20 protein-coding genes are annotated in these 22903 nt (G+C 72.0%); 11 read left to right on the top strand and 9 right to left on the bottom strand.

What is annotated here, in order from left to right:
* Positions 1–11 precede the first annotated feature (11 nt).
* A complete protein-coding gene (locus tag ABIE67_RS06855) occupies positions 12–563 on the bottom strand; it encodes a GNAT family N-acetyltransferase (protein ID WP_370254960.1) in 552 nt (183 codons plus the stop codon).
* Positions 564–635: 72 nt separating this feature from the next.
* On the opposite strand from ABIE67_RS06855, the gene ABIE67_RS06860 reads away from it, so the two are divergent.
* The gene (locus ABIE67_RS06860) at positions 636–1028 is read left to right on the top strand and encodes a VOC family protein (RefSeq protein WP_370254965.1); all 393 of its coding nucleotides are present in this window, start codon (positions 636–638) and stop codon (positions 1026–1028) included.
* On the opposite strand, the gene ABIE67_RS06865 is transcribed toward ABIE67_RS06860, so the two are convergent.
* Positions 1010–1945: an N-acetyltransferase gene (locus ABIE67_RS06865; protein ID WP_370254970.1), complete on the bottom strand. Its 936-nt coding sequence runs from the start codon at positions 1943–1945 to the stop codon at positions 1010–1012. The genes ABIE67_RS06860 and ABIE67_RS06865 overlap by 19 nt on opposite strands.
* Positions 1946–2116: 171 nt before the next feature.
* On the opposite strand from ABIE67_RS06865, the gene ABIE67_RS06870 reads away from it, so the two are divergent.
* Positions 2117–2881, top strand: a complete 765-nt coding sequence (locus tag ABIE67_RS06870; protein WP_370254975.1) for a VOC family protein — start codon at positions 2117–2119, stop codon at positions 2879–2881.
* Between the two features lie 44 nt (positions 2882–2925).
* Here the strand turns inward: ABIE67_RS06870 and ABIE67_RS06875 are convergent, their stop codons facing one another.
* Together ABIE67_RS06875 and ABIE67_RS06880 are read right to left on the bottom strand one after the other, a co-directional pair.
* Positions 2926–3462 (bottom strand): MarR family winged helix-turn-helix transcriptional regulator, encoded by a 537-nt coding sequence (locus tag ABIE67_RS06875; protein WP_370254979.1) that lies wholly within the window; start codon positions 3460–3462, stop codon positions 2926–2928.
* Positions 3459–4970 (bottom strand): FUSC family protein, encoded by a 1512-nt coding sequence (locus ABIE67_RS06880; protein ID WP_370254984.1) that lies wholly within the window; start codon positions 4968–4970, stop codon positions 3459–3461. The genes ABIE67_RS06875 and ABIE67_RS06880 overlap by 4 nt, the downstream gene beginning before the upstream one ends.
* Positions 4971–5144: 174 nt before the next feature.
* On the opposite strand from ABIE67_RS06880, the gene ABIE67_RS06885 reads away from it, so the two are divergent.
* The 4 genes from ABIE67_RS06885 to ABIE67_RS06900 all read left to right on the top strand — a co-directional run bounded on the left by ABIE67_RS06885 (position 5145) and on the right by ABIE67_RS06900 (position 8170).
* Entirely contained in the window at positions 5145–5684 is a 540-nt protein-coding gene (locus ABIE67_RS06885) for a DUF5134 domain-containing protein (protein WP_370254988.1), read from the top strand.
* A 114-nt stretch (positions 5685–5798) separates the two neighbouring features.
* Complete coding sequence (locus ABIE67_RS06890) at positions 5799–6470, top strand: phosphatase PAP2 family protein (RefSeq protein ID WP_370254991.1); 672 nt, start codon at positions 5799–5801, stop codon at positions 6468–6470.
* 113 nt (positions 6471–6583) lie between these two features.
* Positions 6584–7333: an HAD family hydrolase gene (locus ABIE67_RS06895; protein WP_370254996.1), complete on the top strand. Its 750-nt coding sequence runs from the start codon at positions 6584–6586 to the stop codon at positions 7331–7333.
* 150 nt (positions 7334–7483) lie between these two features.
* The gene (locus ABIE67_RS06900) at positions 7484–8170 is read left to right on the top strand and encodes a TetR/AcrR family transcriptional regulator (protein ID WP_370255001.1); all 687 of its coding nucleotides are present in this window, start codon (positions 7484–7486) and stop codon (positions 8168–8170) included.
* Here the strand turns inward: ABIE67_RS06900 and ABIE67_RS06905 are convergent.
* Positions 8158–9660, bottom strand: a complete 1503-nt coding sequence (locus tag ABIE67_RS06905) for an LVIVD repeat-containing protein (protein ID WP_370255005.1) — start codon at positions 9658–9660, stop codon at positions 8158–8160. The genes ABIE67_RS06900 and ABIE67_RS06905 overlap by 13 nt on opposite strands.
* A gap of 64 nt (positions 9661–9724) precedes the next feature.
* On the opposite strand from ABIE67_RS06905, the gene ABIE67_RS06910 reads away from it, so the two are divergent.
* Positions 9725–10408: a DUF305 domain-containing protein gene (locus tag ABIE67_RS06910; RefSeq protein WP_370255010.1), complete on the top strand. Its 684-nt coding sequence runs from the start codon at positions 9725–9727 to the stop codon at positions 10406–10408.
* 66 nt (positions 10409–10474) lie between these two features.
* Here ABIE67_RS06910 and ABIE67_RS06915 read toward each other — a convergent pair whose 3' ends face one another.
* Complete coding sequence (locus tag ABIE67_RS06915) at positions 10475–10978, bottom strand: DUF6214 family protein (protein WP_370255017.1); 504 nt, start codon at positions 10976–10978, stop codon at positions 10475–10477.
* Positions 10979–11233: 255 nt separating this feature from the next.
* On the opposite strand from ABIE67_RS06915, the gene ABIE67_RS06920 reads away from it, so the two are divergent.
* Together ABIE67_RS06920 and ABIE67_RS06925 are read left to right on the top strand one after the other, a co-directional pair.
* The gene (locus ABIE67_RS06920; RefSeq protein WP_370255023.1) at positions 11234–12577 is read left to right on the top strand and encodes an FAD-dependent oxidoreductase; all 1344 of its coding nucleotides are present in this window, start codon (positions 11234–11236) and stop codon (positions 12575–12577) included.
* A gap of 74 nt (positions 12578–12651) precedes the next feature.
* On the top strand, positions 12652–14040 hold the full coding sequence (locus ABIE67_RS06925; protein WP_370255027.1) for a nucleobase:cation symporter-2 family protein: 1389 nt from the start codon (positions 12652–12654) through the stop codon (positions 14038–14040).
* Here ABIE67_RS06925 and ABIE67_RS06930 read toward each other — a convergent pair.
* Positions 13960–14313, bottom strand: coding sequence for an ArsR/SmtB family transcription factor (locus ABIE67_RS06930; RefSeq protein WP_370255031.1), 354 nt, complete (start codon positions 14311–14313; stop codon positions 13960–13962). The two genes, ABIE67_RS06925 and ABIE67_RS06930, sit on opposite strands and share 81 nt — an antisense overlap.
* Positions 14314–14465: 152 nt before the next feature.
* Here ABIE67_RS06930 and ABIE67_RS06935 point away from each other — a divergent pair, with 152 nt between their 5' ends.
* Positions 14466–15545, top strand: a complete 1080-nt coding sequence (locus tag ABIE67_RS06935; RefSeq protein WP_370255036.1) for an NADH:flavin oxidoreductase/NADH oxidase — start codon at positions 14466–14468, stop codon at positions 15543–15545.
* A gap of 102 nt (positions 15546–15647) precedes the next feature.
* Here ABIE67_RS06935 and ABIE67_RS06940 read toward each other — a convergent pair whose 3' ends face one another.
* Together ABIE67_RS06940 and ABIE67_RS06945 are read right to left on the bottom strand one after the other, a co-directional pair.
* On the bottom strand, positions 15648–20009 hold the full coding sequence (locus ABIE67_RS06940) for an HAD-IC family P-type ATPase (protein ID WP_370255040.1): 4362 nt from the start codon (positions 20007–20009) through the stop codon (positions 15648–15650).
* A gap of 113 nt (positions 20010–20122) precedes the next feature.
* A complete protein-coding gene (locus tag ABIE67_RS06945; RefSeq protein ID WP_370268290.1) occupies positions 20123–21454 on the bottom strand; it encodes a PHB depolymerase family esterase in 1332 nt (443 codons plus the stop codon).
* 437 nt (positions 21455–21891) lie between these two features.
* On the opposite strand from ABIE67_RS06945, the gene ABIE67_RS06950 reads away from it, so the two are divergent.
* Positions 21892–22872 carry a polysaccharide lyase family 1 protein gene (locus ABIE67_RS06950; RefSeq protein ID WP_370255042.1) on the top strand — a complete coding sequence of 327 codons (981 nt, stop codon included), beginning with the start codon at positions 21892–21894 and terminating at the stop codon, positions 22870–22872.
* Positions 22873–22903: the final 31 nt, after the last annotated feature.

Raw genomic sequence — 22903 nt, forward strand, 5'->3', positions numbered from 1 at the left:
CGGCATGAACGTCACACCAGTTCCTTGACCAACAGCTCGAACTGCAGGTCGTCGCGCTGCGGAATGCCGAAGCGCTCGTCGCCGTACGGGAACGGGGTCATCCGTCCCGTGCGGCGGTAGCCGCGCCGCTCGTACCAGGCGATCAGGTCGTTCCGTACGGAGATCACGGTCATGTGCATCTCGGTCGCACCCCAGGCCTCCCGGGCCCGCCGCTCCGCCTCCGCGATGATCACCTTGCCGAGGCCGGCGCCCTGGAGTGCGGGGCTGACCGCGAACATCCCGAAGTAGGCGTGAGCGCCGCGGTGCTCCAGCTGGCAGCAGGCGACGACCGCCCCGTCCCGCTCGACGGTGAGCAGCCGGCTGTCGGGCGACTTGATGACCTGCAGCACGCCCTCCGGGTCGGTCCGCTGGCCTTCGAGGATGTCCGCCTCGGTGGTCCACCCGGTCCGGCTGGAGTCTCCGCGGTAGGCCGACTCGATCAACGCGACCAGCGTGTCCACGTCGGCGTCGGTGGCGTCGCGGAAGGTGAGTCCGCCGACGGCGGTGGTCGCGGCTGTGTCCATGGGGGTGCTTCTCCACTTCTCGGGCACGACTCGGGCACCGCTGAGCGTAACGCGCCACTAGGATCCGGCTGCATGGTGCACGTACTGAGCGGACGGACTCTCCTCCGCCCCACCGACCCCGAGCGCTCCCGGGACTTCTACGGCGAACGACTGGGCCTGGCCGTCTACCGCGAGTTCGGAACGGGGCCGGAGCGCGGCACCGTCTACTTCCTCGGCGGTGCCTTCCTGGAGGTCTCCGGCCGGTCCGAGACGCCGCCGTCCCCCGCCGTCCAGCTGTGGATGCAGGTCGCGGATGTGGCGGCGGCGCACGACGAACTGCGGGGCAAGGGCGTCGAGATCGTGCGGCCACCGGTGAAGGAGCCATGGGGGCTGATCGAGATGTGGATCGCCGATCCGGACGGGACGCGGATCGTACTGGTGGAGGTGCCGGCGGATCATCCGCTGCGCTACCGGCCGGGGATCTGAATCACCCCGGGCGGTGTTCCCAGCCGCGGTCGGTGCGGGTCAGCTCCCGGAAGCCCGGCCGAGGTCAGGTGGTCGAGCATCGTGCAGTCGTCGGCCGGCTCGTAGGCGAGGACGCGGTCCACGCCGCACAGTCGCAGCCAGTCGGCGGCCTGGCCGAGCAGCCGGCGCTCCAGGCCGTCTCCGTGCGCCGCCGGGTCGATGTGCAGATTGCCGAGGTCGGCGAGGCCCGTGCCGCGCGTGTGGCGTTCGGGGCGGGACAGGGCGGTGTCGACCTCGATGAAGCCGAGGGCGCGTCCGTCGGCGTACGCCGTGAAGCGTGTGCCGCACTCCCCCAGCGTGCGGTCGACGGTGACACCGGGGCGCGGCTCGTGGAGCGGCAGGTCGGCCACCCGCGCGATCAGGATCACCTCGGCGTCCCCGGTGTGCCGGAAGCCCGCGCGCTCGTAGACGGCCCGGATGTGCGGCCAGTTGCGGGGCAGGCCGTAGACGGCCGGGGCGGGGAGCTCGCCGCTCGCGTACCGGGCGCGTACGTGCCAGCGGGCCAGCTGGCCCAGGCAGGCGTTCATCAGCAGTTCCGCGGCCTGGTCGGAGTCCGGCCAGAAGGAGGCCGGGGGACGGCAGACGAACCAGTCGATCTCGCCGATGTCCCGGTAGTCCGCGCCGACCTCGTCGTCGGCCCGGTAGCGCAGCAGATGTGCCGCGGCCACGACATGGTCGCGCTGCTCGGCGACGAGGGTCACGCGCTCGCTGACCCATGGGTCGGTGAGGAACTCGTCCGGCTGCCGCTCCAGAGCGCTGAGCACGGTGTTGACGGAGACGGAGACGCCGGGGACGACGGCGGCGACATGCGTGTTGATCAGTTCGGTGAGCTGGTCACGGTCGGCGCGGCGGAACGGGCGCACCTGGAGCGCGGGCATGCGGGACCTCCGGTCGGAGAACGGTGTCGGGAGGCCGCCATGCGATGCGGTACGGGGTCGAGGGTACGTCGGTGGCGGCGCCGGGCTCCAGAGGATTGCGCCGGCCGGATGGCCGGGGCCCGGCGCCGGGCTTAGCGTGCTGGAGGGGGGTTTTCCGGCGGGAGGAACGCCATGAAGCTCGACAAGCCGGTGACCGGCGGGCCCTGCTGGACGGAGCTGGGCACCAGTGATCTGGCCGCGGCGAAGCGGTTCTACGAGGGGTTGTTCGGCTGGCGTGCCGAGACCGATCCGCGCAGTGAGGCCGGCGGCTACTCGATCGCGCACCTCGGGGACGCGGCGGTGGCCGCGCTGACGCCGCTGTACCAGGAGGGGCAGCCGGTGGCGTGGAACGTGTCGTTCGCGGTGCGGGACGCGGATGCCGCCGCCGCGCAGGTGACCGAGGCCGGCGGGACGGTGCTGGTCGGTCCGATGGACGTGTTCGACGTGGGCCGCTTCGCGGTGGCCGTGGACCCGACGGGCGCGGTCTTCCAGCTGTGGCAGGCGCGGTCGTTCCCGGGCGCGGGGCTGCTCAGCGCACCCGGTGCGCTGGGCTGGGTGGAGTTGCTGACCCGGGCGCCCGAGCGGGCCGTGGAGTTCTACACGACGGTGTTCGGCTGGAGCGTCAACGCCTCGGAGCACTACACGCAGTGGGGCATCGAGGGCGCCGACTTCGGCGGCATGGTGACGATGGACGACAAGTTCCCGCACGAGGTGCCGGCGCACTGGCTGCCGTACTTCGCCGTGGCGGACGTGGACAGCACGGCGGCGGACGCGACGGAGGCGGGCGGCACCGTCCTCATGGAGCCCACCTCCGTCCCCGACGGGCCGCGCATCGCCGTGCTGCGGGACCCCCAGGGGGCGATGTTCGGCGTGTACCGCGCGGCCGACGAGAAGTGACGGCCCTGGACGGCCCTGGGGCGAAGTGCCGGACCCGGGTCGGGTCAGCCGCGCGGCGCCCCCAGCCGTCCCTCCAGCTCGCCGAGCAACTCGCCCAGCAGGGCCGCTAGTTCGCCCTGTCGCTGCGGGGCGAGGCCGGACAGTACGGATGTCTCGTAGGCGAGTTGCTCGGGCAGGATGCCGTCGACCAGGTCCCGGCCCGCGTCCGTGAGGCGGACGTGGGCGACGCGGCGGTCCCGGCTGTCGCCCCTGCGTTCCACGAGGCCGCGCTCGGTGAGCTGCTTGAGGCGTTTGGTGACGGCGGCGCCCGAGGAGAAGGTCTCGCGGGCGAGTTCGCTGGGGGTCAGCTCGTGGCCGGTGCGGCGCAGCGCGCCGAGCAGGTCGAACTCGGAGCGGCTGAGGCCCGCTCGGCGCAGCGGAGCGTCCTCGGCCTGTTGGAGGAGGGCGGCACAGCGGTTGATGCGGCCGATGATCTCCATCGGGGCGGTGTCGAGGTCGGGGTGGACGGTCTGCCACTGCCGGACCACGGCGGCCACCGTGTCCCGTCTCGTCCCGGTCGGCCCGCCGTTGGTCCCCGTCATGGCCGTACGCCCTCCGTCGTGTCGCCTGTGCGCTGGTCCGGGCGTGGTCCCTGACCCTGCCCCGTGGCCGCGAGCGTACGGGGTCCGGTCCGCTCGGCGCGCACGACCCGCTGCCACCGCCGGTCGGGTACGGCCACGGCGGCGACCAGGCCGACCAGCGCGCCGACCAACGTGTCCACGACCCGCTCGGTGATCAGCCGCCCGGGTTCCTGGAACCCGGCGAACTCGGTGACGAGCAGCGCCATGGGTGTCACGCAGACGCTGCCGAGCCAGTAGTTGCGGGCGATCAGCGCCTCGGCGCCGAAGTTGAGCGCGAGGCAGCACAGGACCAGGGCGACCTCGCCGGTGTGGGCGACGGGGACCAGCGCGGCGAAGAGGAGGACGCCGAGCAGGTTGCCGACGACGCGCTGGACGCCACGGCTCCAGGTGAGGGTGAGGGTGACCTGGTACAGGGAGGCCGCGGTGACCAGGGCCCAGTACGGGCGGCCGATGCCCAGCGCGAGGGAGGCGTATCCGGCGAGGGCGCAGCCGAGGGCGGTGCGTACGGCGAGCGGGGCGAGGGGGCCGAGGCGGCGCCACAACGGGGCGGAGGGAGAGGCGGGTTCGGTGCCGATGCCGGTGGGGCCGGCGAGGTCGTCGACCTCCGGGACGGGGCGGGTGCCGCACACCTGGCGGGCCCAGCCGCGCAGCGGCGCGGGGTCGGCGTCGGCGGGGGATGCCAGGGCGGCCTCGGCGCGGACGACGAGGCATTCGAGGGCGGCGCGGGTCTCGGAACGGCGGCCGGCGCAGAGCAGCGACTGCCGGGCCGCCCGCACGGCGGTGACGGCGAGGGTGTGGGCCCGGGCGCGATCCTCGCCCGTACCACCTGTGCCGCCCGTGTCCCCCGTACCGCCCCCGCTCGCATCGCCCGTACCGCCCATCTCGACGTAGGCGGCGGCCGCGTTCAGGGCGCCCGCGGTGGCCCGGCGCTCGGGACCATGCGGACGCAGCAGGCCGGGTGCCATGCCGACGAGCCAGGCCCAGGCGGCGGCCGCCGCGGCCAGCGCGAGGTGAGCGGGGATCTGGGCGAGTGTCTGCGGGGTGAACAGGGCGGCGGAGCTGATGAAGGTGAGGACCACGTTGCCGGGCGGGCCGATGCGGGTCGCGTCGCACAGCACCTTCTGTACGGCGGCCAGCACCGCGCCCACGGTGACCAGCACGACGGCGTCGCCGGTGAGCGAGGCGGCGACCAGCGCGGTGGCGAGACCGCCGAGCATGCCGACCACCACCCACGCCAGGGCGCGGGCCCGGGCCGCGTAGGGGCGGTGGTGGGCGTAGAGCGCGCACAGGGACCCGGCCATGGTGTACATCGCCAGATCCAGCCGGCCCGGCATCAGCAGGGCGAGGTTGGGCGGTGCCACGGCGACGACCACGCTCAGGGCGGGCTTGAACCAGATGTCCGAGGGCCGGCCGAGGCGCAGCACTCCGGCCGGCGGAAGGCGGTCGCTCATACCCGTCACCAGTTTCATGGCCATCACCTTAGCAAGTGTTTTACTCGTAAAGCATATCCGTGACCTGCCGCGCTCCGCCGTGACCTGCTGTGCTCCGCCGAATGCTCCCCGTGTACACCCTTGCGCTCGCGTGCGCGCCCGACCGCCGGGGCATCGACGCACTGTCCGAGACCGTCGAGCGGGGAGGTGCGCGTGCACGGACCGGCTTCGCCCGGCTGGCTGCTGGTCGCGCTGTGTGCGGCGACCGGGACCTACTGTCTGCTGCGGATGCGCAGCCACGTCGAGGAGCAGCGCCGGGCCGCGGGCGGCGAGGCGCTGATGGGCTTCGGGATGGCCGCCATGGCGGTGCCCGCCGCGGCGTTCACTCCGCCGTCGTGGGCCTGGCCGGCCTACGCGGCCGTGTTCGGCGCGGCCGCCTTGCACGCCCTGTGGTCGGCGCGTGAGGGCGCGCACCATCTGCATCACCTGGTGGGAGCGTCGGCCATGGTCTACATGGCGGTCGCGATGGCCGCCTCACCCGGCGGTCACGGCGGGCACGGCGATCCCGGTATCCCGCTTCTGACGGGCGCTCTGCTCCTGTACTTCACGGGCTATGTGCTGCTGTCCGGCGTCCGGCTGGTGCCCGTCACGGGCGGTGGCGGAGGCGTCGGCTGGGGCGACCGTCCCGAGCTGGCGCGGGCCTGCCGGCTGTCCATGGGGATCGCCATGGTGGCCATGCTGCTGACCCTCTGACACCCTGTGAGTGTGGCGTTCGCTCCGGGGAACCGCCGGGTTCTCCTGTGGCAGGCGTCGCAAACCCACCCCCGGCATTGGCCTCTCGCCCCGTCTTTCGGCGAGGATCGCAGTATGCACACCCAGTCCGTCGAATCCCCGCCCCGCCCGCAGGCCGAGCGCTGGACCGCCCGCTGGGCCGGTGTCCTCGCTCTGGGCTCCACGCTGCTGCTCGCCCTGGTAGCGGTCCGGTGGTACCCGCTGATGACCCTCGACGGCGATGTCGCGGAGACCACGCACCGCTGGGCGGTCGACGAGTCCGGCGTCACGCACGCGTTCCGCATCCTGACGGACTGGGTCTGGGATCCGTGGACGATGCGCATCCTGACCTTCGCGGTCGCGATCTGGCTCGTCTGGCGAAAGGCGGCGCGCTGGACGGCCGTTTGGCTGGTGGCCACCTGTCTGCTCACCTCGGTGACCCAGCAGACCCTGAAGGCCGCGGTCGACCGCCCGCGCCCCGTCTGGCCCGACCCGGTCGACTCCGCCCACTACGCCGCCTTCCCCTCCGGCCACGCCATGACGGCGACGGTGGTCTGCGGCCTCCTGCTGTGGCTCCTGCACCACCATGGCGCCGGACGCGTCCTGTGGCGCTCGGCCGTCGCCGTGGCCGCGATCTCCGTGGCCGGCGTCGGACTGACCAGGGTGTGGCTGGGCGTCCACTGGGCCACGGACGTCGTCGGCGGCTGGCTGCTGGGCGCGCTGGTCGTGGTGCTGGCGGTGGGCGTGCACATGCGACGGCAGAGCTGAACGAAGCCGGAGCTCACCACCCTTTGGTCTCCACCCGCAGCCCGGCCGGCCTCACCGCACCAGGCGCGTACTCTTCCCGCGCGGTGCGCCGGGGCCCCCGTAGGATCCGCGACATGACCGCAGTTCTGTTCGATTTTTCCGGAACCCTCTTCCGTGTCGAGTCCACCGAGTCCTGGCTGCGCGGAGCACTCGCCGAGGCCCAAATGGAGTTCGACGAGGCCGACTTGGCCGAGGCGGCGCTGGCACTGGAGGCCATGGGGGCGCTACCGGGCGGGGTCGATCCCTCCTGGCTGCCCGAGGACGTCGCGAGCGTCTGGGGCGTGCGGGACAAGAGCGCGGAGCTGCACCGGGCCGCCTACACCGGGCTCTCCCGGCATGTGCGGCTCCCCGACGAGCGGTTGCACGACCTGCTCTACGACCGCCACATGGCACCGGCCGCGTGGATGCCGTACCCCGACACCGCCGAGGTACTGCGGACGCTGCGCGAGCGCGGCATCGGCGTCGGGGTGGTCAGCAACATCGGCTGGGATCTGCGCCCGGTGTTCCGGGAGCACGGCATCGACCCGTACGTGGACACCTATGTGCTGTCCTACGAGCACGGCGTCCAGAAGCCGGACCCGCGGCTGTTCGCGGTCGCCTGTGCGGCGCTCGACGCCGATCCGCGGGACGTGGTCATGGTCGGCGACAACCGGCGGGCCGACGGCGGTGCGGCGGCCCTGGGCTGTGCGGTGCATTTCGTGGACCATCTGCCGGCCGAACAGCGGCCTGACGCGCTGCGGCCGGTGCTGGACCTGGTGGGAGTGGGAGCCGCCTCTCGGGCGAACGGTGCCGATCCGCGGCAGGGGAAGCGGGAGAACAAGTAGCCTCCGGCCACCATTCAGGGGGGTCGGGCCCGCCCTGGACGATCCCCCGTGTCGTCCAGGACAGACGGCAACCCCGACCAGGCCGTACGAGGCCGGACCGGACCCGCTGAGTATAGTTGGCTGGCAGCCAGTCAACGCAGGAGTTTCAGCATGTCCCCGCGCAGCGCCTCGGTCAATGAAGAGTTGCGGCGGCGTTCTCGGGAGCGGCTTCTGCAGGCGGCGGTGGAGCTGGTCAGCGAGCGGGGCTACGAGGCGACCACGCTGGGGGACATCGCGGACCGGGCGGGCTCGGCGCGCGGTCTGGTGTCGTACTACTTCCCCGGCAAGCGCCGGCTCGTGCAGTCCGCCGTGCACCGGCTGATGCACCGGACGCTGGAGGAGGCGCTGGAGCGCGAGCCGAGGACCGAGGACGGCCGGGAGCGGATGGCCCGGGCCATCGACGCGATCCTGGGCCTCGCCCGGGACCGGCCCGTGCTGATGCGCCAGCACATGGCGGGGATGCTGCAGGCCGAGGGCTTTGTGCAGTGCCCGGAGCAGCGGCGCCTGGCCGAGCTGCTGCGGGAGACCTGCGTACGGCACGGCTCGCTGGACGTCGACACCGACTACCCGATGCTCCGCGCCCTGCTCATGGGCGCCGTCTTCGCGGCGCTGGTGCCCGGGGTACCGATGCCGGTGCCGGTGCTGCGGGCCGAGCTGTTCAAGCGCTACGGGCTCGACCCGGAGCTGGGAGTCCCGCCGGACTCGGTGGCCGCGACCGGCGGGACGTGCGACACGGATCTGTCGCGGTTCTTCGCTACCGGGTCCTCACCCGGCTGCCCGGACGATCAGTCGAAGTAGTCCGGCTGGGTCTGGACGTTGAGTTCGCGCAGGTGGACCCAGCGGGCCGGGGCCGTGCGCCGGTCGTCGATCTTCAGGACGTCGAAGCCCCTGGCCATCTCGTTCGAGTAGATGTAGCCGTTGTAGTAGTACGCCGACCAGGAGCCGCCCGACCTGATCGTGTCCGTGGTCAGCGGGCCGCGGTCGAAGTAGGCGATCTCCTTCGGGTTGGCCGAGTCCGTGAAGTCCCATACGGAGATGCCGCCCTGGTACCAGGCCTGGACCATGAGGTCCTTGCCCTTGACCGGGATCAGCGAGCCGTTGTGGGCGACACAGTTCTCGGTGTCCGCCTGGTGGCGCGGGATCTTGAAGTAGCTCTTGAAGACGAGCTTGCGCTTGTCACCCTTGCCGACGATGTCGTAGATGCCGTCGGCACCGCGGTTCGGGCCGATCTCCGCGTTGCAGGTGGCCGCGCTGCCACCGCCCAGCTCATCGGTGAAGACGACCTTGTTCGCCTTCTGGTTGAAGGTCGCCGAGTGCCAGAACGCGAAGTTCACGTTGTCCTGGACCCGGTCGATGACCCTCGGGCGCTCCGGGTCCTCGATGGAGAACAGAATGCCGTCCCCCATGCAGGCGCCGGCGGCCAGCTCCTTCTCCGGAAGGACCGTGATGTCGTGGCAGCCGGTGGTCTTGGAGACTCCCGGGTTGGTGGGCGAGCCCGGGTTGCCGCCGCCGTCGGGGCCCTCGCCGGGGAAGAGCACCGGGAAGCTCACGACCGCCGACTTCTCGGGGGCGTGGCGCGGCACCTTGATGACGGAGATGCCGTCGTGCGGGGGCCGGCAGTCGGGGTAGGTGGCGCTCGGCGAGTACGAGGAGACGTAGACGTAGACGTTCCTGCGCTCGGGCACCAGCGTGTGGGTGTGCGAGCCGCAGGCGGTCTCGACGGCGGCGACGTACCGGGGGTTCCTCTTGTCGCTGATGTCGAAGACCTTCATGCCCTCCCACGAGGACTTCTCGGTCGCCGGCTGGGTGGTGCTGTTGCAACTGCTGTCGCTGCGCGAGGAGTCGGTGGACAGGAACAGCAGGTCGCCGGAGACGGAGATGTCGTTCTGCGAGCCGGGGCACAGGACCTGGGCGATGGTCTGCGGCGCCGTCGGGTTGCTGATGTCGAGGATGCGGAAGCCGTCGTAGTTGCCCGCGAAGGCGTACCTGCCCTGGAAGGCGAGGTCCGAATTCGTGCCCTGGAGCACGTCCTTGGGGACGTTGGCCAGGTGCTGGATGTTGTCGGAGTGGACGATCTCGTCCTGGCCGGGTATCTCGCCGTCCTTGAGGGCGCTCCGCACCTCGGCCCGGGTGCTCTCGGAGACCTCCTGCTCCGCGACCGGGCCGTCCCCCGGGTCGGGGGTCGCGGCAGCCGGCTGCGCGGTGAGCAGCGCGGCGAGGAGTCCGGCGGCGGCGACGACAACTCCTGTGCGTCTGCGCCGCGTTCGGGGATTGCTGAACAGGGTCACTGTTTTCCTCCCTCGTGCCGTTCACACTGGAACGGTTCACGCACGCCCGAGTATGGTCTTCACCATGCGCATTTCAAGAGCAGGCCATGAACATGTAACGAAGGTGCCGCTCCGCCGGGCGCGCCGCGTTACGGCCTCACTGGCCGCCGTGGCCGTGCTCGTGCTCGGTGGCTGCGACTCCGACTCCGACCCCAAGTCGGCTGCGGAAGGCGGGCCTTCGGTGATCGCCCCGGGCAAGCCCGGTGAGTCGAACCGGATGCTGTCCGCCGAGGAGGCCGCACGGCAGCGCGCCGAGGACGACTCCCCCAACTCGGCGGATGTCGCCTACGCGCGGATGATGATCGAGCACCACAACCAGGCCCTGGAGATGACCGAACTCGCCCCGGAGCGCGCCGAGTCGACGAAGGTGCAAAAGCTCGCCCAGCGGATCGCCGCCGCGCAGGGACCGGAGATCGCCACCATGAAAGGCTGGCTGAAGAACCACGGCAAGGCCGAGAAGAGCGACGGCCACGAGCACGGTTCGATGCCTGGCATGGCGACCGAGGCCCAGCTGTCGAAACTGCGCGCCGCGCACGGGAAGGCCTTCGACCAGCTCTTCCTCACTCTGATGATCACCCATCACAACGGGGCGATCACCATGGCCACGGACGTGAAGGGCCAGGGCAACAACATCCTGATCGAGGAGATGGCCGACGAGGTGGTCGCCCAGCAGACCAGCGAGATCACACGGATGCGGGACATGCTCTGACCGCCGTTCCGAGGATCGCGAGGGCGGCGCGGTGGCCGCGGGAACGGCGCCCGCACGCCCTCCCGCTCAGTGGCGGGCCCGGCGCCTCGTCAGGAATCCCGCGTCGCGGGCCTGGCCGATCAGCCTGAGGGACTTCCGGCGGCCGTACCCCGTGGCGCTCATCACCGCGAGGACGGGATCACCGCCCTGCTCCTGAGCCGCGCGGTACTTCTGCGCCGCCAGCCACTGTCCCTCGGCGCCTCGCGGCCAGCCCGACCCTGCCAGGCCCGACCCGGCGTTGCCACCGTCCGGTTCGGTGCCGTCCGGATCGGTGTCCTCGGATCCGGCGGCGTGCGGTACCGCCCCGATCCCGCACGCCTCCGAGAGCGGATCCTCGATCCAGTCGGCGAGCGCCGCCAGGTCGTCGAGGGACAGCGCCGGCTCGGCCCGTACGTCCTCGATGGAGACGCACCCCTCGGACAGCACGGCGACCGCGTCGACGTGGGCGCCGTCGCTGAACTCCAGCCGGACCCCGAACCACGCCGTGGCCCCGGTGCCGTCCCGCACTTCCCACGCGGGCCACACGGACACGGCACCGTCCGTCGCGAGACGATCGGAAAGATTAAGAAAGGATGCTTCCAGCACACACGCAACGTAACCGCATGATCACACTCCATACGAACGAACACGCGTCCCGTACGGCGCACAGCACCCTGTCAGCGGAGCGGCGGCGGTGCGATGCTGGACTCGAGAGCGACTCCTGAAGACCCTGAAGCTCCCGAAGATCCCCGAAGCTCCCGAAGATCCCTGAAGCTCCCGAAGGTCCCTCGGCCAAGGAGTTCCGCCGTGCTGCGTGTCGCCGTCGTCGGTTCCGGCCCGAGCGGGTGCTACACCGCTCAGGGCCTCGTACAGCAGGATCCGGACGTGCTCGTCGACGTCCTGGACCGGTTGCCGTGCCCGTACGGCCTCGTGCGGTACGGGGTGGCTCCGGACCACGAGAAGATCAAGTCCCTGCAGAACAACCTGCGGGCCGTCCTGGAGCACGAGCGGGTGCGGTTCCTCGGCGGCGTCCAGATCGGTCCGGGCGGGCTGCCGGCGGCCCGGCTGCGGGAGCTGTACCACGCCGTCGTGTACTGCGTGGGCGCCGCCACCGACCGGCACCTCGGGATTCCCGGCGAGGACCTGCCGGGGAGCTGGTCGGCGACCGAGTTCGTGTCCTGGTACAGCGCCCATCCGGACGCCGTCGACGACGGGTTCGTGCTCGGCGCGCGCTCGGCCGTCGTCATCGGCGTCGGGAACGTCGCGGTCGACGTCACGCGGATGCTGTCGCGGGGCACGGCCGAGCTGAGCCCCACCGACATGCCGCAGGGCGCGCTCACCGCTCTCGCCGCGAGCCGGGTGACCGACGTCAGCATGGTCGGGCGGCGCGGCCCGTCGCAGGCCCGTTTCACCACCAAGGAGCTACGGGAGCTGGGCACCCTGCCGGACACCGAGGTGATCGTGGATCCCGCGGAGCTGGCCCTGGATCCGGCGTACGGCGACCCGTCCGGACTGCCCGCCCCGCAGCGCCGCAACATCGAGGTGCTGCGCGGCTGGGCCGAGACCCCGCCGCAGGACGCCGGCCACCACATCCGGCTGCGCTTCTTCCTGCGCCCCGTCGAACTCCTCGCCGACGCCGGGCGCGTGGGCGCGGTGCGCTTCGAGCGGACGGCGCTCGACGGCGAGGGGGGCGTGACGGGCACGGGCCGGTACGAGGACGTCGAGGCCCAGCTGGTGCTGCGTTCGGTGGGCTATCGCGGAGTACCGGTGGAGGGGCTGCCGTTCGACCCGGCCACCGCCACGGTGCCGCACCTCGCCGGACGCGTGCTGCGCGAGGGCCTGGTCGCGCCGGGCGAGTACGTGGCCGGCTGGATCAAGCGGGGCCCGACGGGCGTCATCGGCACCAACCGCTCGGATGCCAAGGAGACGGTGACCTCGCTACTGGAGGACGCCGCCGTGCTCGTACGCGAAGAGCTGCCCGAGGACCCGCTCGCGGCGCTGCGCGCCGAGGGGGTCGAGCCGGTCGAGTGGACGGGTTGGTGCGCCATCGAGCGGGCGGAGGCGGAGCTGGGGGCCTCGCTGGGCAGGGGTGTGGTGAAGCTCCCCGATTGGCAGTCGCTGATGAACGCCGCCCACGGAAACGCCCTCTAGGGACCCGCACCGGGAAACGAACCGGCAACACCCCGGAAATCAACAATCTGTTCAAGGAGCCTACGGTCTCGCCCATGACAGAAACCGCGCCCGTGCACCCCGTCGACGAGATCCCACCCAAGCGCCAGTTGGCCGCCTTCGGCCTCCAGCACGTCCTCGCGATGTACGCCGGCGCCGTGGCCGTCCCCCTCATCGTCGGCGGCGCGATGAAACTCCCGCCCGCCGACCTGGCGTATCTGATCACCGCCGACCTGCTGGTGTGCGGCATCGCGACCCTCATCCAGTGCATCGGGTTCTGGCGGTTCGGTGTGCGGCTGCCGATCATGCAGGGCTGCACGTTCGCCGCCGTGTCGCCGATGGTGCTGATCGGCACGACGGGCGGCGGACTGCCCGCGATCTACGGCTCGGTGATCGTCGCGGGGCTCGCGATCGTGCTGCTGGCGCCGGTCTTCGGGAGGCTGCTGCGGTTCTTCCCGCCGCTCGTCACGGGCACGGTGATCCTGGTCATCGGCCTCTCACTGCTGCCGGTCGCGGGCAACTGGGCCGCGGGCGGCGCCGGTTCGGCGGACTTCGGGGCGCCGAAGAACCTGGCGCTGGCCGCGTTCGTCCTCGCCGTGGTGCTCGGGGTGCAGCGGTTCGCCCCGGCGTTCCTGAGCCGGGTCGCCGTGCTGATCGGCATCGCGGTCGGGCTTGCGGTGGCGGTGCCGTTCGGGTTCACGGACTTCGGCGGGGTCGGGGACGCCGACTGGGTCGGGATCAGCACGCCGTTCCACTTCGGGGCACCCACCTTCGAGTTCTCGGCGATCGTGTCGATGCTGGTGGTGGCGCTGGTGACGATGACCGAGACCACGGGTGACCTGATCGCGGTCGGCGAGATGACGGACCGCAAGGTCGAGCCGCGTTCCCTCGCGGACGGCCTGCGCGCCGACGGCCTGTCGACGGTGCTGGGCGGCGTCTTCAACACCTTCCCGTACACGGCGTACGCGCAGAACGTGGGCCTCGTCGGCATGACCCGGGTCCGCAGTCGCTGGGTGGTCGCGACCGCGGGCGGCATCCTCGTCCTGCTTGGCCTGCTGCCCAAGCTCGGCGCGGTAGTGGCGGCGATACCGGCGCCGGTGCTGGGCGGTGCGGGTCTGGTGATGTTCGGGACGGTGGCGGCGAGCGGCCTGAGGACCCTGGCCCAGGTGGACTTCAAGGGCAACGACAACCTGACGGTGGTGGCCGTTTCCGTGGCCATGGGCATGCTGCCGGTCGGCGTGCCGACGATCTACGAGAAGTTCCCGGACTGGTTCCAGACGGTGATGAACAGCGGCATCAGCGCGGGCTGCCTGACGGCGATCGTGCTGAACCTGCTCTTCAACCACCTGCCCGCGAAAGGTGGTTCAGGCGCCGCCGAGGCGGACCGACTGGCGGGCGGCGGCGTCGAGAAGGCAGTCGAGAAGCCCCGGGAAGAGACCGTCTAGGTCGTCCTTGCGCAGGCCGTTCATCTTGGCCGTGCCCCGGTAGACCTGCTGGAGCACACCGCTCTCACGCAGCACCCGGAAGTGATGCGTGGTGGTGGACTTGGTCACGGGCAGGTCGAAGTGCGAACAGGAGAGCTCGTCGCCGACGGCGGCGAGCTCTCGCACGATCCGCAGCCGCATCGGGTCGGACAGCGCGTGCAGCACGCCTTCCAGACGGATCTCCTCGCGCGTCGGGTGCGGGAGGTCACGGCTGCTGACAGCGGGGCTGGTCACGGCGGCTCCACTTCGTCGGGTTCCCTCACTCGGGCATTCCCCGTGCTCGGGTTCCCCCATTGTACGAGACCTCTCGTAGTTTGACACTTCCCGTACTACGATGCCTATCGTACGAGTCGTACCGCTGGTCCCCGTGACGAATGGAGTCTGCCGTGAGTGCGCTCTTCGAGACCTACACCCTGCGCGATGTGACCATCCCGAACCGGGTGTGGATGCCCCCGATGTGCCAGTACTCGGCCGCACCGGAGGGCCTTGACGCGGGCGTCCCCAACGACTGGCACTTCGCGCACTACGCGGCCCGCGCGGCCGGCGGCACGGGCCTGATCATCGTCGAGGCCACAGGCGTCAGCCCCGAGGGCCGGATCTCCCCGTACGACCTGGGCATCTGGAACGACACACAGGTCGAGGCGTTCCGCCGGATCACGCGCTTCCTGGTGTCGCAGGGCACCGTGCCGGCGATCCAGCTGGCCCACGCCGGCCGCAAGGCGTCGACCGACCAGCCCTGGCGGGGCGGTGCGCCGGTGGGGCCGGACGCGCACGGATGGCAGCCGGTGGCGCCGAGCGCGGTCGCCTTCGCCGACGGCCACCCCGTGCCGAGTGAGCTGACGGTCGCCGAGATCCAGCAGATCGTGGGACAGTTCGCGGACGCCGCGCGCCGCGCCCTCGCCGCCGGCTTCGAGATCGCCGAGATCCACGGCGCACACGGCTATCTGATCAACGAGTTCCTCTCGCCGTACTCCAACCACCGCGCCGACGAATACGGCGGCTCGTACGAGAACCGCACCCGCTTCGCCCTCCAGGTCGTGGACGCCGTACGGGAGGTGTGGCCGGACGACAAGCCGCTGTTCTTCCGTATCTCGGCGACCGACTGGCTGGAGGAGGACGGCTGGACCGCCGACGACACGGTGCGCTTCGCCGCCGACCTCAAGACCCACGGCATCGACCTGCTGGACGTCTCCACCGGCGGCAACGCCGCGGGCGCCCGCATCCCGGTCGGACCCGGCTACCAGGTGCCGTTCGCCGCCCGCGTGAAGGCCGAGACCGCGCTGCCGGTCGCCGCGGTGGGGCTGATCACCGACGCCGAACAGGCCGAGAAGATCATCGCCAACGGCGAGGCGGACGCGGTGCTGCTCGGCCGGGAGTTGCTGCGCCGGCCGTCGTGGGCGCGGGACGCTGCGCGGGAGCTGGGCGGGGACGTGCATGTGCCGGACCAGTACCACCGGTCTGTGTGAGCGCCTGCTCGGCAGGGATCGTCTCGTCGTGCGGCTGCGGGTTCATGGGGGGGTTGCTCGCGCCCACGTGGCGGAGCCGCACCGTGATGCAGCCCCGCGCTCCTAGGCGGGCACCCGCCCGTCGGCCTGGTTGCTGGTCGGCAGGTGCCGTAGGAGGGTCCGCTCCAGGTAGGGCAGGGCCCGCTGGCCGGACAGCGCCAGCGCTATCGACGCGGCGACGCCCGCCCAGGCGACCGGGCCGAGTGGGGTGCAGCCGAAGAGGTTGCTGAGGCCGGGGGTCTCGACCAGGACGAACAGCGCGGCCGCGGAGCCGAGGGCGGTGACGCGGACCAGGGGGCTGCCCCGGCGGTCGGCCAGGGTCTGGGCGAGCTGGGTGCCGACCACGGCGCACAGGGCCATCGTGGTGGAGCGCCGGGCCGTGCCGGGGGTGAAGCGGCCGAACAGCCAGGCGGACGTGGCGCCCAGGGTGGTGGTCAGGGCGCGGTGCCGGATCTTGCTGATCAGCGGTGCGCCGAGGAGTGAGGTGCCCAGGGGCTCGGTGCCTTCGGGGCCGGCCCCGGACGCCGGTCCGGTGTCCGTCCCCTCTGTGCCCTCTGTCCCCTCCGGCCCCTCCTGCTCCTTCGGCGTCACCGCCACCGCCATCGCCGGGAACAGGTCCGTGAACAGGTTCACCAGCAGCATCTGGCGGGTGGACAGGGGCGCCGCGCCCGACAGGAGCGTGCCGAGGAGGCCGAAGCCGACCTCGCCGGCGTTGCCGCCGATCAGGATGGCGATGGCGTCGGCGACGCTGTGCCACAGGGCCCGGCCCTCGGCGACCGCCTCGATGAGGACCGTCATGTCGTCGTCGGTGAGGACGAGGTCGGCCGCGTTGCGTGCGGCCGCCGAGCCGCGGGCGTTGATGCCGACGCCGATGTCGGCGGCTCGGATGGCCGCCGCGTCGTTGGCCCCGTCACCGACCATGCCGACCACCCGCCCGGCGTCCCGCAGCGCCTCGACGACCTGGAGTTTCTGCTCGGGCGCCACCCGGGCCACCACGCCCATGTCGTCCAGCATCCGGGCGCGTTCCTCCCGGCCCGCGGACGCCAGCTCGTCGCCCGTGACCACGCCGGTGTCCTCGGGCCAGCCCAGTTCGGCGGCGATCGCTCGGGCGGTCTGCGGATGGTCGCCGGTCAGCATGACGGGTCGTACGCCTGCCTTGCGCAGGCCCTCGACGAGGGCCGTCGACGTGTCGCGGGGTACGTCGGCGAGGGCGAGCAGGCCGGTGAACTCCAGCTCCTCCAGGGGCTGTTCCAGGACGTCCGCCGCGTCGTCCGCCGCGTCCAGCCGTCGGTGGGCCACCGCCAGAACCCGCAGTCCGTCGCCGGCCAGCCCGTGCGCCGCGTCCGATGCCGACGAGGGCAGTCCGGCGCAGGCGGGCAGCACCGTCTCGGGGGCGCCCTTCACCACGAGTACGGCGGTGCCGTCCGCCGCCTCGCCGACCGCGGCCGCGTAGCCACGGCCGGCCTCGAAGGGCAGGCCCTCGGTCTGGGACCACTCGGGGTCGGGGCCGGCCGCGTCCAGGACGGCCTCGTCGGTGGCGTGCACGGGCCGGTCCGTGCCGCCGTTCAGCTGGGGGCAGGCGCGTGCCGCGGTCCGCAGGGTGGCGTCGTCCTCGACCGGCTTGCGGACCGTGCCGTCGGCGTCCGTCACGCGGACGAGGCGGAGCCGGTTCTCGGTGAGCGTGCCGGTCTTGTCGAAGCAGATGGTGTCCATCCGGCCGAGCGCCTCGAGGGTGCGCGGGGCCCGGACGAGGACTCCCCGGTGGCTCAGCCGGCGGGCGGCGGCGAGCTGTGCCACGGTCGCCACCAGGGGGAGCCCTTCGGGGACGGCGGCGACGGCCACCGCGACCCCGCCGCTGACCGCCCGGCGGATCGGTGTGCCGCGCAGCAGGGACAGCGCGGTCACCCCGGCGCCGCCCGCGAGGGTCCACGGCAGGGCCTTGTCCGTGAGTTCGCGGAGCCTGGCCTGGACCCCGGCGGACGGTGGCGTACGGGCGGCGAGGGCCACGGCCCGGGAGGCCTCCGTTCGCTCCCCGGTGTCCACGACGACGGCCCGGGCGTGTCCGGCGACCACGGTCGTGCCCTCGAACACCATGCAGCTGCGGTCCGGCACGGCGGCGTCCGGCGTCGGGTCGACACCCTTGCCGGCCGCCAGGGACTCCCCGGTCAGCGCGGACTCGTCGACCTCCAGGCCGTCCTCCCACACCAGCCGGGCGTCGGCGGGCACCACGTCGTCCGCGCGGAGCTCGATCACATGGCCGGGACTGAGCTTGGTGGCGTCCACGAGGTGCGGCTGGGCCTCGGGCTCCTCGGTGGTGACGCGCGCCTTCTGCTTCTGCTTCGCCAGCAGTCCGGACAGCGCCCGCTCGGCCCGCATCCGCTGGACGCCGCCGACCAGCGCGTTCAGGTCGAGCGCGCCGACGACCAGCAGGGCGTCCACGACGGAGCCGAGGATCGCCTCGGCGGCCGAGCCGACGGCCAGCACGGGAGTGAGGGGGTCGTCGAGTTCGCCGCGCACGGCCCGGGCGAGCTGCAGCGGCCCGGTCAGCGGCGCGAACACACGCTGCCGGCCCATCGACTGGGCCGCCTTGCGTGCGCGGCCCGTGGCCTGCTCGGACATGGTCGGCTCCGGGCCCTGCTCGTGCTCCAGCCGTTCGCGGACCTCGGTGGGTTCCAGTTCGTGCCAGGCGACACGCGGCCGGGGGCGGGGTGCGCGGGTCATCGCCACGCCGAGGGCCGCCCGCACGCCGGTCAGCAGCGCCCATGTCGCGCTCGCGTCGACGGGCGTGTGCCGCAGCCCCGGCCACGGCGTGGGGCGGCCACGCCGTGACTTGCCGATGGCCACCAGGAGCCCGGACAGGGCGGCCCCGGACCGGGCCAGGACCTGCGACCTGCGGCCGACCCCGCGCGCGGCCGGGACCGCCCGCAGCAGCCGCCACACATCGGCCAGGCCGTGCAGGGCCAGCACGTCCGCGCCCCAGACCACGGCCCCGTCCCGGTCGGTGACGGCGACGGCCACATCTCCGGCGAGCAGCCCGGCGAGGACGTCCTCGTCGTCCTCTCCCGGCCGGGCGACCGTGACGACGACGCCGTCGCCCTCGGCGCGCAACGCGTTCACCACATCGCTCAATGACCGTTCGTCGCGCACCACCTGGTCGGCGAGATTCGTGAAGTCGGCCAGGGCGGGGTCGTCCACCATCACGACCCGCAGGCCCGCGCGCCGCGCCGCGTCCAGCACCGTCTCCGCCCACGGGTCCGCGTCGGCACCCGGAGTGCGCAGCGCACTCGGATGCAGGACGACCGTGTCGGCCATCTCCAGCTGCCGCAGCCGCTCGGTGTCACGCACCAGGACGCCGCTGCGGGACAGCGCGGAACTCAGTACGGCGTGGAAGGCGGCGGGGCCGTAGCGCGCGGCCTTGGGAGATCCGGCGAGCACGGCCTCCGCCGCCTCGGTGCCGTCGTGCTTGACCAGCAGCGTGGCCAGCGCGCCCACCAGGCTGCCGGTCTCGGCGTGCGCGGCGTACTCCTGGGCCGGTGAGGTGCGCAGCGGCGGCCGCGGGTACTGCTCTCCGGCGACACTGCCCCGCTCGGGCACACAGACGTCGTCGTGGACCATGTCGAACGCCGCCGCGCGTGCCACCGTCTCCGCGAGCTGGAGCGAGCGCAGCGCGCCGTCGAGCACCAGGGCGGTCGGGGTCCGTCCGGCGCCGTGGACGGCCGCGTTCGTCAGCGCCAGCAGCATGTCCATGCGGGAGCGGCCGACCCGCGCCCGCAGCCACCCACGAAATCGGGGGTTCTCCCGCAGCAGCGTCACCAGCGCGGTCACCGACCGGGGTGAGGTCGGCAGCCGCAGACCGTAGCCGATGAACGCGGTCGCGATGCCGACCCCGTCGGCGGCGAGCGTCACGGCGGCGTCCCGCACTCCGGCCCGGTTGGCCGGGTGGGGGATCTCCTCGACGTCCTCGTCCGTCCGGGCCAGCCCGTGCCGGGCCGCGATCTCGCTCGCCTTCTCCAGCACGCGGTCGCCGGCGGACTCCTCGACGGCGGTCACGACCAGGCGGCGCAGTCCTCCGTCCCAGTACGCGAGGGCCACGTCGGGGTGCTCGGCCAGCGCCGCGGCGACCTTGCGCGCGGCCCGCTCGGTTCCGCCCTCCCGCCGTACCCGGTCCGGCGCCTCGGGCCGCAGCGCGAGGTGGGCCCGGGTGCCGGACCTCCAGGGCTGCGGCCGCAGGGACAGTGTGTTGCGGGCGACGCGTACGACGCGTGCCGCGGTGTCGGCGCTGCGTACCCCGGCCCGGGCCGTCCCGGCCACCACTCCCGCGGCGGCTCCCACCGCGGGGGCGGCCGATCGGGCGAGCAGCCGGGGCCCGGCCGCGACCAGCCCGGCCGCGGCGGCTGTCGGCCGTGTGAGCAGTCCCAGAACCATCGCTCGCCCTCGCTCCACCTCGTTCGACGTCGCCTTAGGTGGGGCCCGGGTTCCCGCAAAACGGCATGTCATCCGCGTACGGGAGCCCGGTCGCGCCGCGAGATGCGGGAAGGTCAGCCGACGGTGCAGGCCGTTCCGCCGAGCGTGAAGGCGCCCGGCGCCGCGCTGTTGCCGGTGTGGTTCGCCTGGTAGCCGATGCTGACGCTCGCCCCTGGGGCGAGCGCCGCGTTGTAGGCGGCGTTGGTCGCCGTCACCGCGCCGGAGGCCGGGGTGTACGTGGCTCCCCAGCCGTTGGTGATCGTCTGACCGGCGGGCAGGGTGAAGCCGAGCCGCCAGCCGTTGATCGCCGTCGTGCTCGTGTTGGTGATCGTGACGGAGGCGGTCAGACCGGTGTTCCAGGCGTTGGTGGTGGCGGTCACCTTGCAGGCGCCGGGCGGGGGCTGGGGTGCGGGACCGCCGCTGTCGAGGCCGAAGAAGGTGAGCACCCGGGTCGCCATGCCGGAGCCGTACAGGTTGTGGCCGACTCCCTGGAGGCTGATCGCCTCGACGGGTGCCCGGTCACCGGTGCCGCCGTAGCGGGTGCGGGTCCAGCCGGACTGGGGCGTGTCCGTGGCGGCCGGGGTCTGGCTGACGCCCTGGACGTTCGTCCACTGCTTGATCATCTCCCCGAAGTTGGGGTAGCGCAGGACGTCGTCCTCGGTGCCGTGCCACAGCTGCATGCGGGGGCGGGGGCGGGGGCCGGTGTAGCCCGGGTAGGCGTTGCGGACCAGGTTGCCCCACTCCTGCGGGGTATGGGTCACGGTGCCGTTCGCGCACGCGCTGTTCCACTCGGAGCCGTCGGTGGTGGCGAAGCAGCCGAAGGGGACGCCGGAGAAGGCGGCGCCCGCGGCGAACACGTCGGGGTAGTCGCCGAGCAGGACGTTGGTCATCATCGCGCCGGAGGAGATGCCGGTGGCGAAGACCCTGCTGGTGTCGGCGTCGTACGTGCGCGTGACCCAGTCGGTCATGGACTTGATGCCGACCGGGTCGCTGCCGCCGTCGCGTTTGAGCGCCTGCGGCGAGGAGACGTCGAAGCACTTGCTGCTGCGGGTGACGGACGGGTAGAGCACGATGAAGCCGTACTGGTCGGCGAGCGTGTCGTATTCGGTGCCGTTGTACATGTCCGGGCCGGAGCCGGTGCACCAGTGCACGGCCACCAGGACGGCCGGGTTGGCGGTGACGGCGGCCGGGACGTACACGTACATGCGCAGGTTGCTGGGGTTCGTGCCGAAGTCGGTGACCTCGGTGAGTGTCGCGGTCGGGACGACGTCGGCGGCCTCGGTGCGGGCGGAGGCTGCGGGGGCGGTGACCAGCAGGGCCGCGAGCAGTGGCAGGAGCGCTCCGAGGAGAGCGACGAGTAACGCGTGACGCGGCCTTCTCGGGGTGGTGCCGGTGGGGGTGGGCACGTCCTTGTCCCTTCTGGCGCTGTCGATACGGGTCAGCAGGAGCTGTTCGTCCGGGGCAGCGGGCCTGGCCGCCACGGGAGTCGGGAGTGCGGAGTGAGCGTCAGGCCGCTGATCAACGTATGCATACGTGGAACGGTCATTGACTCTCCCTCTCGCGGGGAAAGCGTCCGGATGGGCATCGTGGCATGGACACGTTCATCATGGAAGCGCTCCCACGACAAGCACGAAGAGAGCCCTTACCCCCACCAGGGCTGACGGGATTCTTCTGCGCAAAGCGTTGACCAGAAAGCGCTTGCCCTCTACGTTCCGTTCAGCAGGGTGACCGAGCCGCATAGCCATACCCCCCACATGGGCACCCTGTCCGCTCGTGAGGTTCAGCATGACGCACATCGTTCACGTACACGATCGATAGGTCCTTCCGAAGGGACGCACCCGACATGCGCACTCTCCCCCCACGTGCACGGCCGCAAAGAACCGCACTGGTGACGGCCGCCGCAGCCGCACTCGCCACCGCGGCCGTCATGGTCCTGCCGAATCCCGCCGGAGCGGCCGAGACCTCGCCGATCGGCTTCGGCGCCGGGACGACCGGCGGCGGCAGCACCTCGGCGGTCACCGTCTCGACGCCGGCCGCGTTCAAGTCGGCCGTGACCGGCAACTCCGCCAAGGTCGTCCGGGTCAACGGCCTGATATCGCTGAGCGGTCAGGTCGACGTCGGCTCCAACACGACGGTGCTGGGCGTCGGTTCGGCGTCGGGGTTCACCGGGGGCGGGCTGCGACTGAAGAACGTCACCAACGTCGTCGTCCGCAACCTGAACATCAGCAAGCCGGTGGCGCCCTCCGACGGCATCACCGTCCAGGCGTCGACGAAGGTGTGGATCGACCACAACTCCTTCTCGGCCGACCGGGACCACGACAAGGACTACTACGACGGTCTTCTGGACATCAATCACGGCTCGGACAACGTCACGGTGTCCTGGAACACCTTCAAGGACCACTTCAAGGGCTCGCTCGTGGGGCACAGCGACAACAACGCGAGCGAGGACACCGGGCACCTGAAGGTGACGTACCACCACAACCAGTTCAGCAACGTCTACTCGCGCATCCCCAGCCTGCGCTTCGGCACCGGGCACTTCTACAACAACTACGTGGCCGGCGCGGACACCGCCTGCCATTCGCGCATGGGCGCCCAGATGCTCGTGGAGAACAACGTCTTCCGCGACACGAAGATCGCCGTCACCACGAACCGCAGCAGTGACGTGGACGGCCACGCCAATCTGCGCGGCAACGATCTCGGCGGGGCCGCGACCGAGATCTCCCAGGTCGGCACCTTCACCTCGCCGCCCTACAGCTACACCGCGGAGTCCGCGTCCACCGTCGTCGCCTCGGTGACGTCCGGCGCGGGCGCCGGAAAGATCTGACCACCCCCAACTGGAGGAAGGCATCCGGGAC

Source organism: Streptomyces sp. V4I8 (assembly GCF_041261225.1).
Taxonomy (GTDB): Bacteria; Actinomycetota; Actinomycetes; order Streptomycetales; family Streptomycetaceae; genus Streptomyces.

Excerpts from the sequence above, each read along its gene's own strand:
- ABIE67_RS06925 (WP_370255027.1), top strand. The coding sequence starts at position 12,652 with ATGACAGAAACCGCGCCCGTGCACCCCGTCGACGAGATCCCACCCAAG.
- ABIE67_RS06880 (WP_370254984.1), bottom strand. The coding sequence starts at position 4,970 with ATGAAACTGGTGACGGGTATGAGCGACCGCCTTCCGCCGGCCGGAGTG.
- ABIE67_RS06890 (WP_370254991.1), top strand. The coding sequence starts at position 5,799 with ATGCACACCCAGTCCGTCGAATCCCCGCCCCGCCCGCAGGCCGAGCGC.
- ABIE67_RS06950 (WP_370255042.1), top strand. The coding sequence starts at position 21,892 with ATGCGCACTCTCCCCCCACGTGCACGGCCGCAAAGAACCGCACTGGTG.
- ABIE67_RS06875 (WP_370254979.1), bottom strand. The coding sequence starts at position 3,462 with ATGACGGGGACCAACGGCGGGCCGACCGGGACGAGACGGGACACGGTG.
- ABIE67_RS06895 (WP_370254996.1), top strand. The coding sequence starts at position 6,584 with ATGACCGCAGTTCTGTTCGATTTTTCCGGAACCCTCTTCCGTGTCGAG.
- ABIE67_RS06855 (WP_370254960.1), bottom strand. The coding sequence starts at position 563 with ATGGACACAGCCGCGACCACCGCCGTCGGCGGACTCACCTTCCGCGAC.
- ABIE67_RS06865 (WP_370254970.1), bottom strand. The coding sequence starts at position 1,945 with ATGCCCGCGCTCCAGGTGCGCCCGTTCCGCCGCGCCGACCGTGACCAG.
- ABIE67_RS06900 (WP_370255001.1), top strand. The coding sequence starts at position 7,484 with ATGTCCCCGCGCAGCGCCTCGGTCAATGAAGAGTTGCGGCGGCGTTCT.
- ABIE67_RS06870 (WP_370254975.1), top strand. The coding sequence starts at position 2,117 with ATGAAGCTCGACAAGCCGGTGACCGGCGGGCCCTGCTGGACGGAGCTG.
- ABIE67_RS06910 (WP_370255010.1), top strand. The coding sequence starts at position 9,725 with ATGCGCATTTCAAGAGCAGGCCATGAACATGTAACGAAGGTGCCGCTC.
- ABIE67_RS06860 (WP_370254965.1), top strand. The coding sequence starts at position 636 with ATGGTGCACGTACTGAGCGGACGGACTCTCCTCCGCCCCACCGACCCC.
- ABIE67_RS06940 (WP_370255040.1), bottom strand. The coding sequence starts at position 20,009 with ATGGTTCTGGGACTGCTCACACGGCCGACAGCCGCCGCGGCCGGGCTG.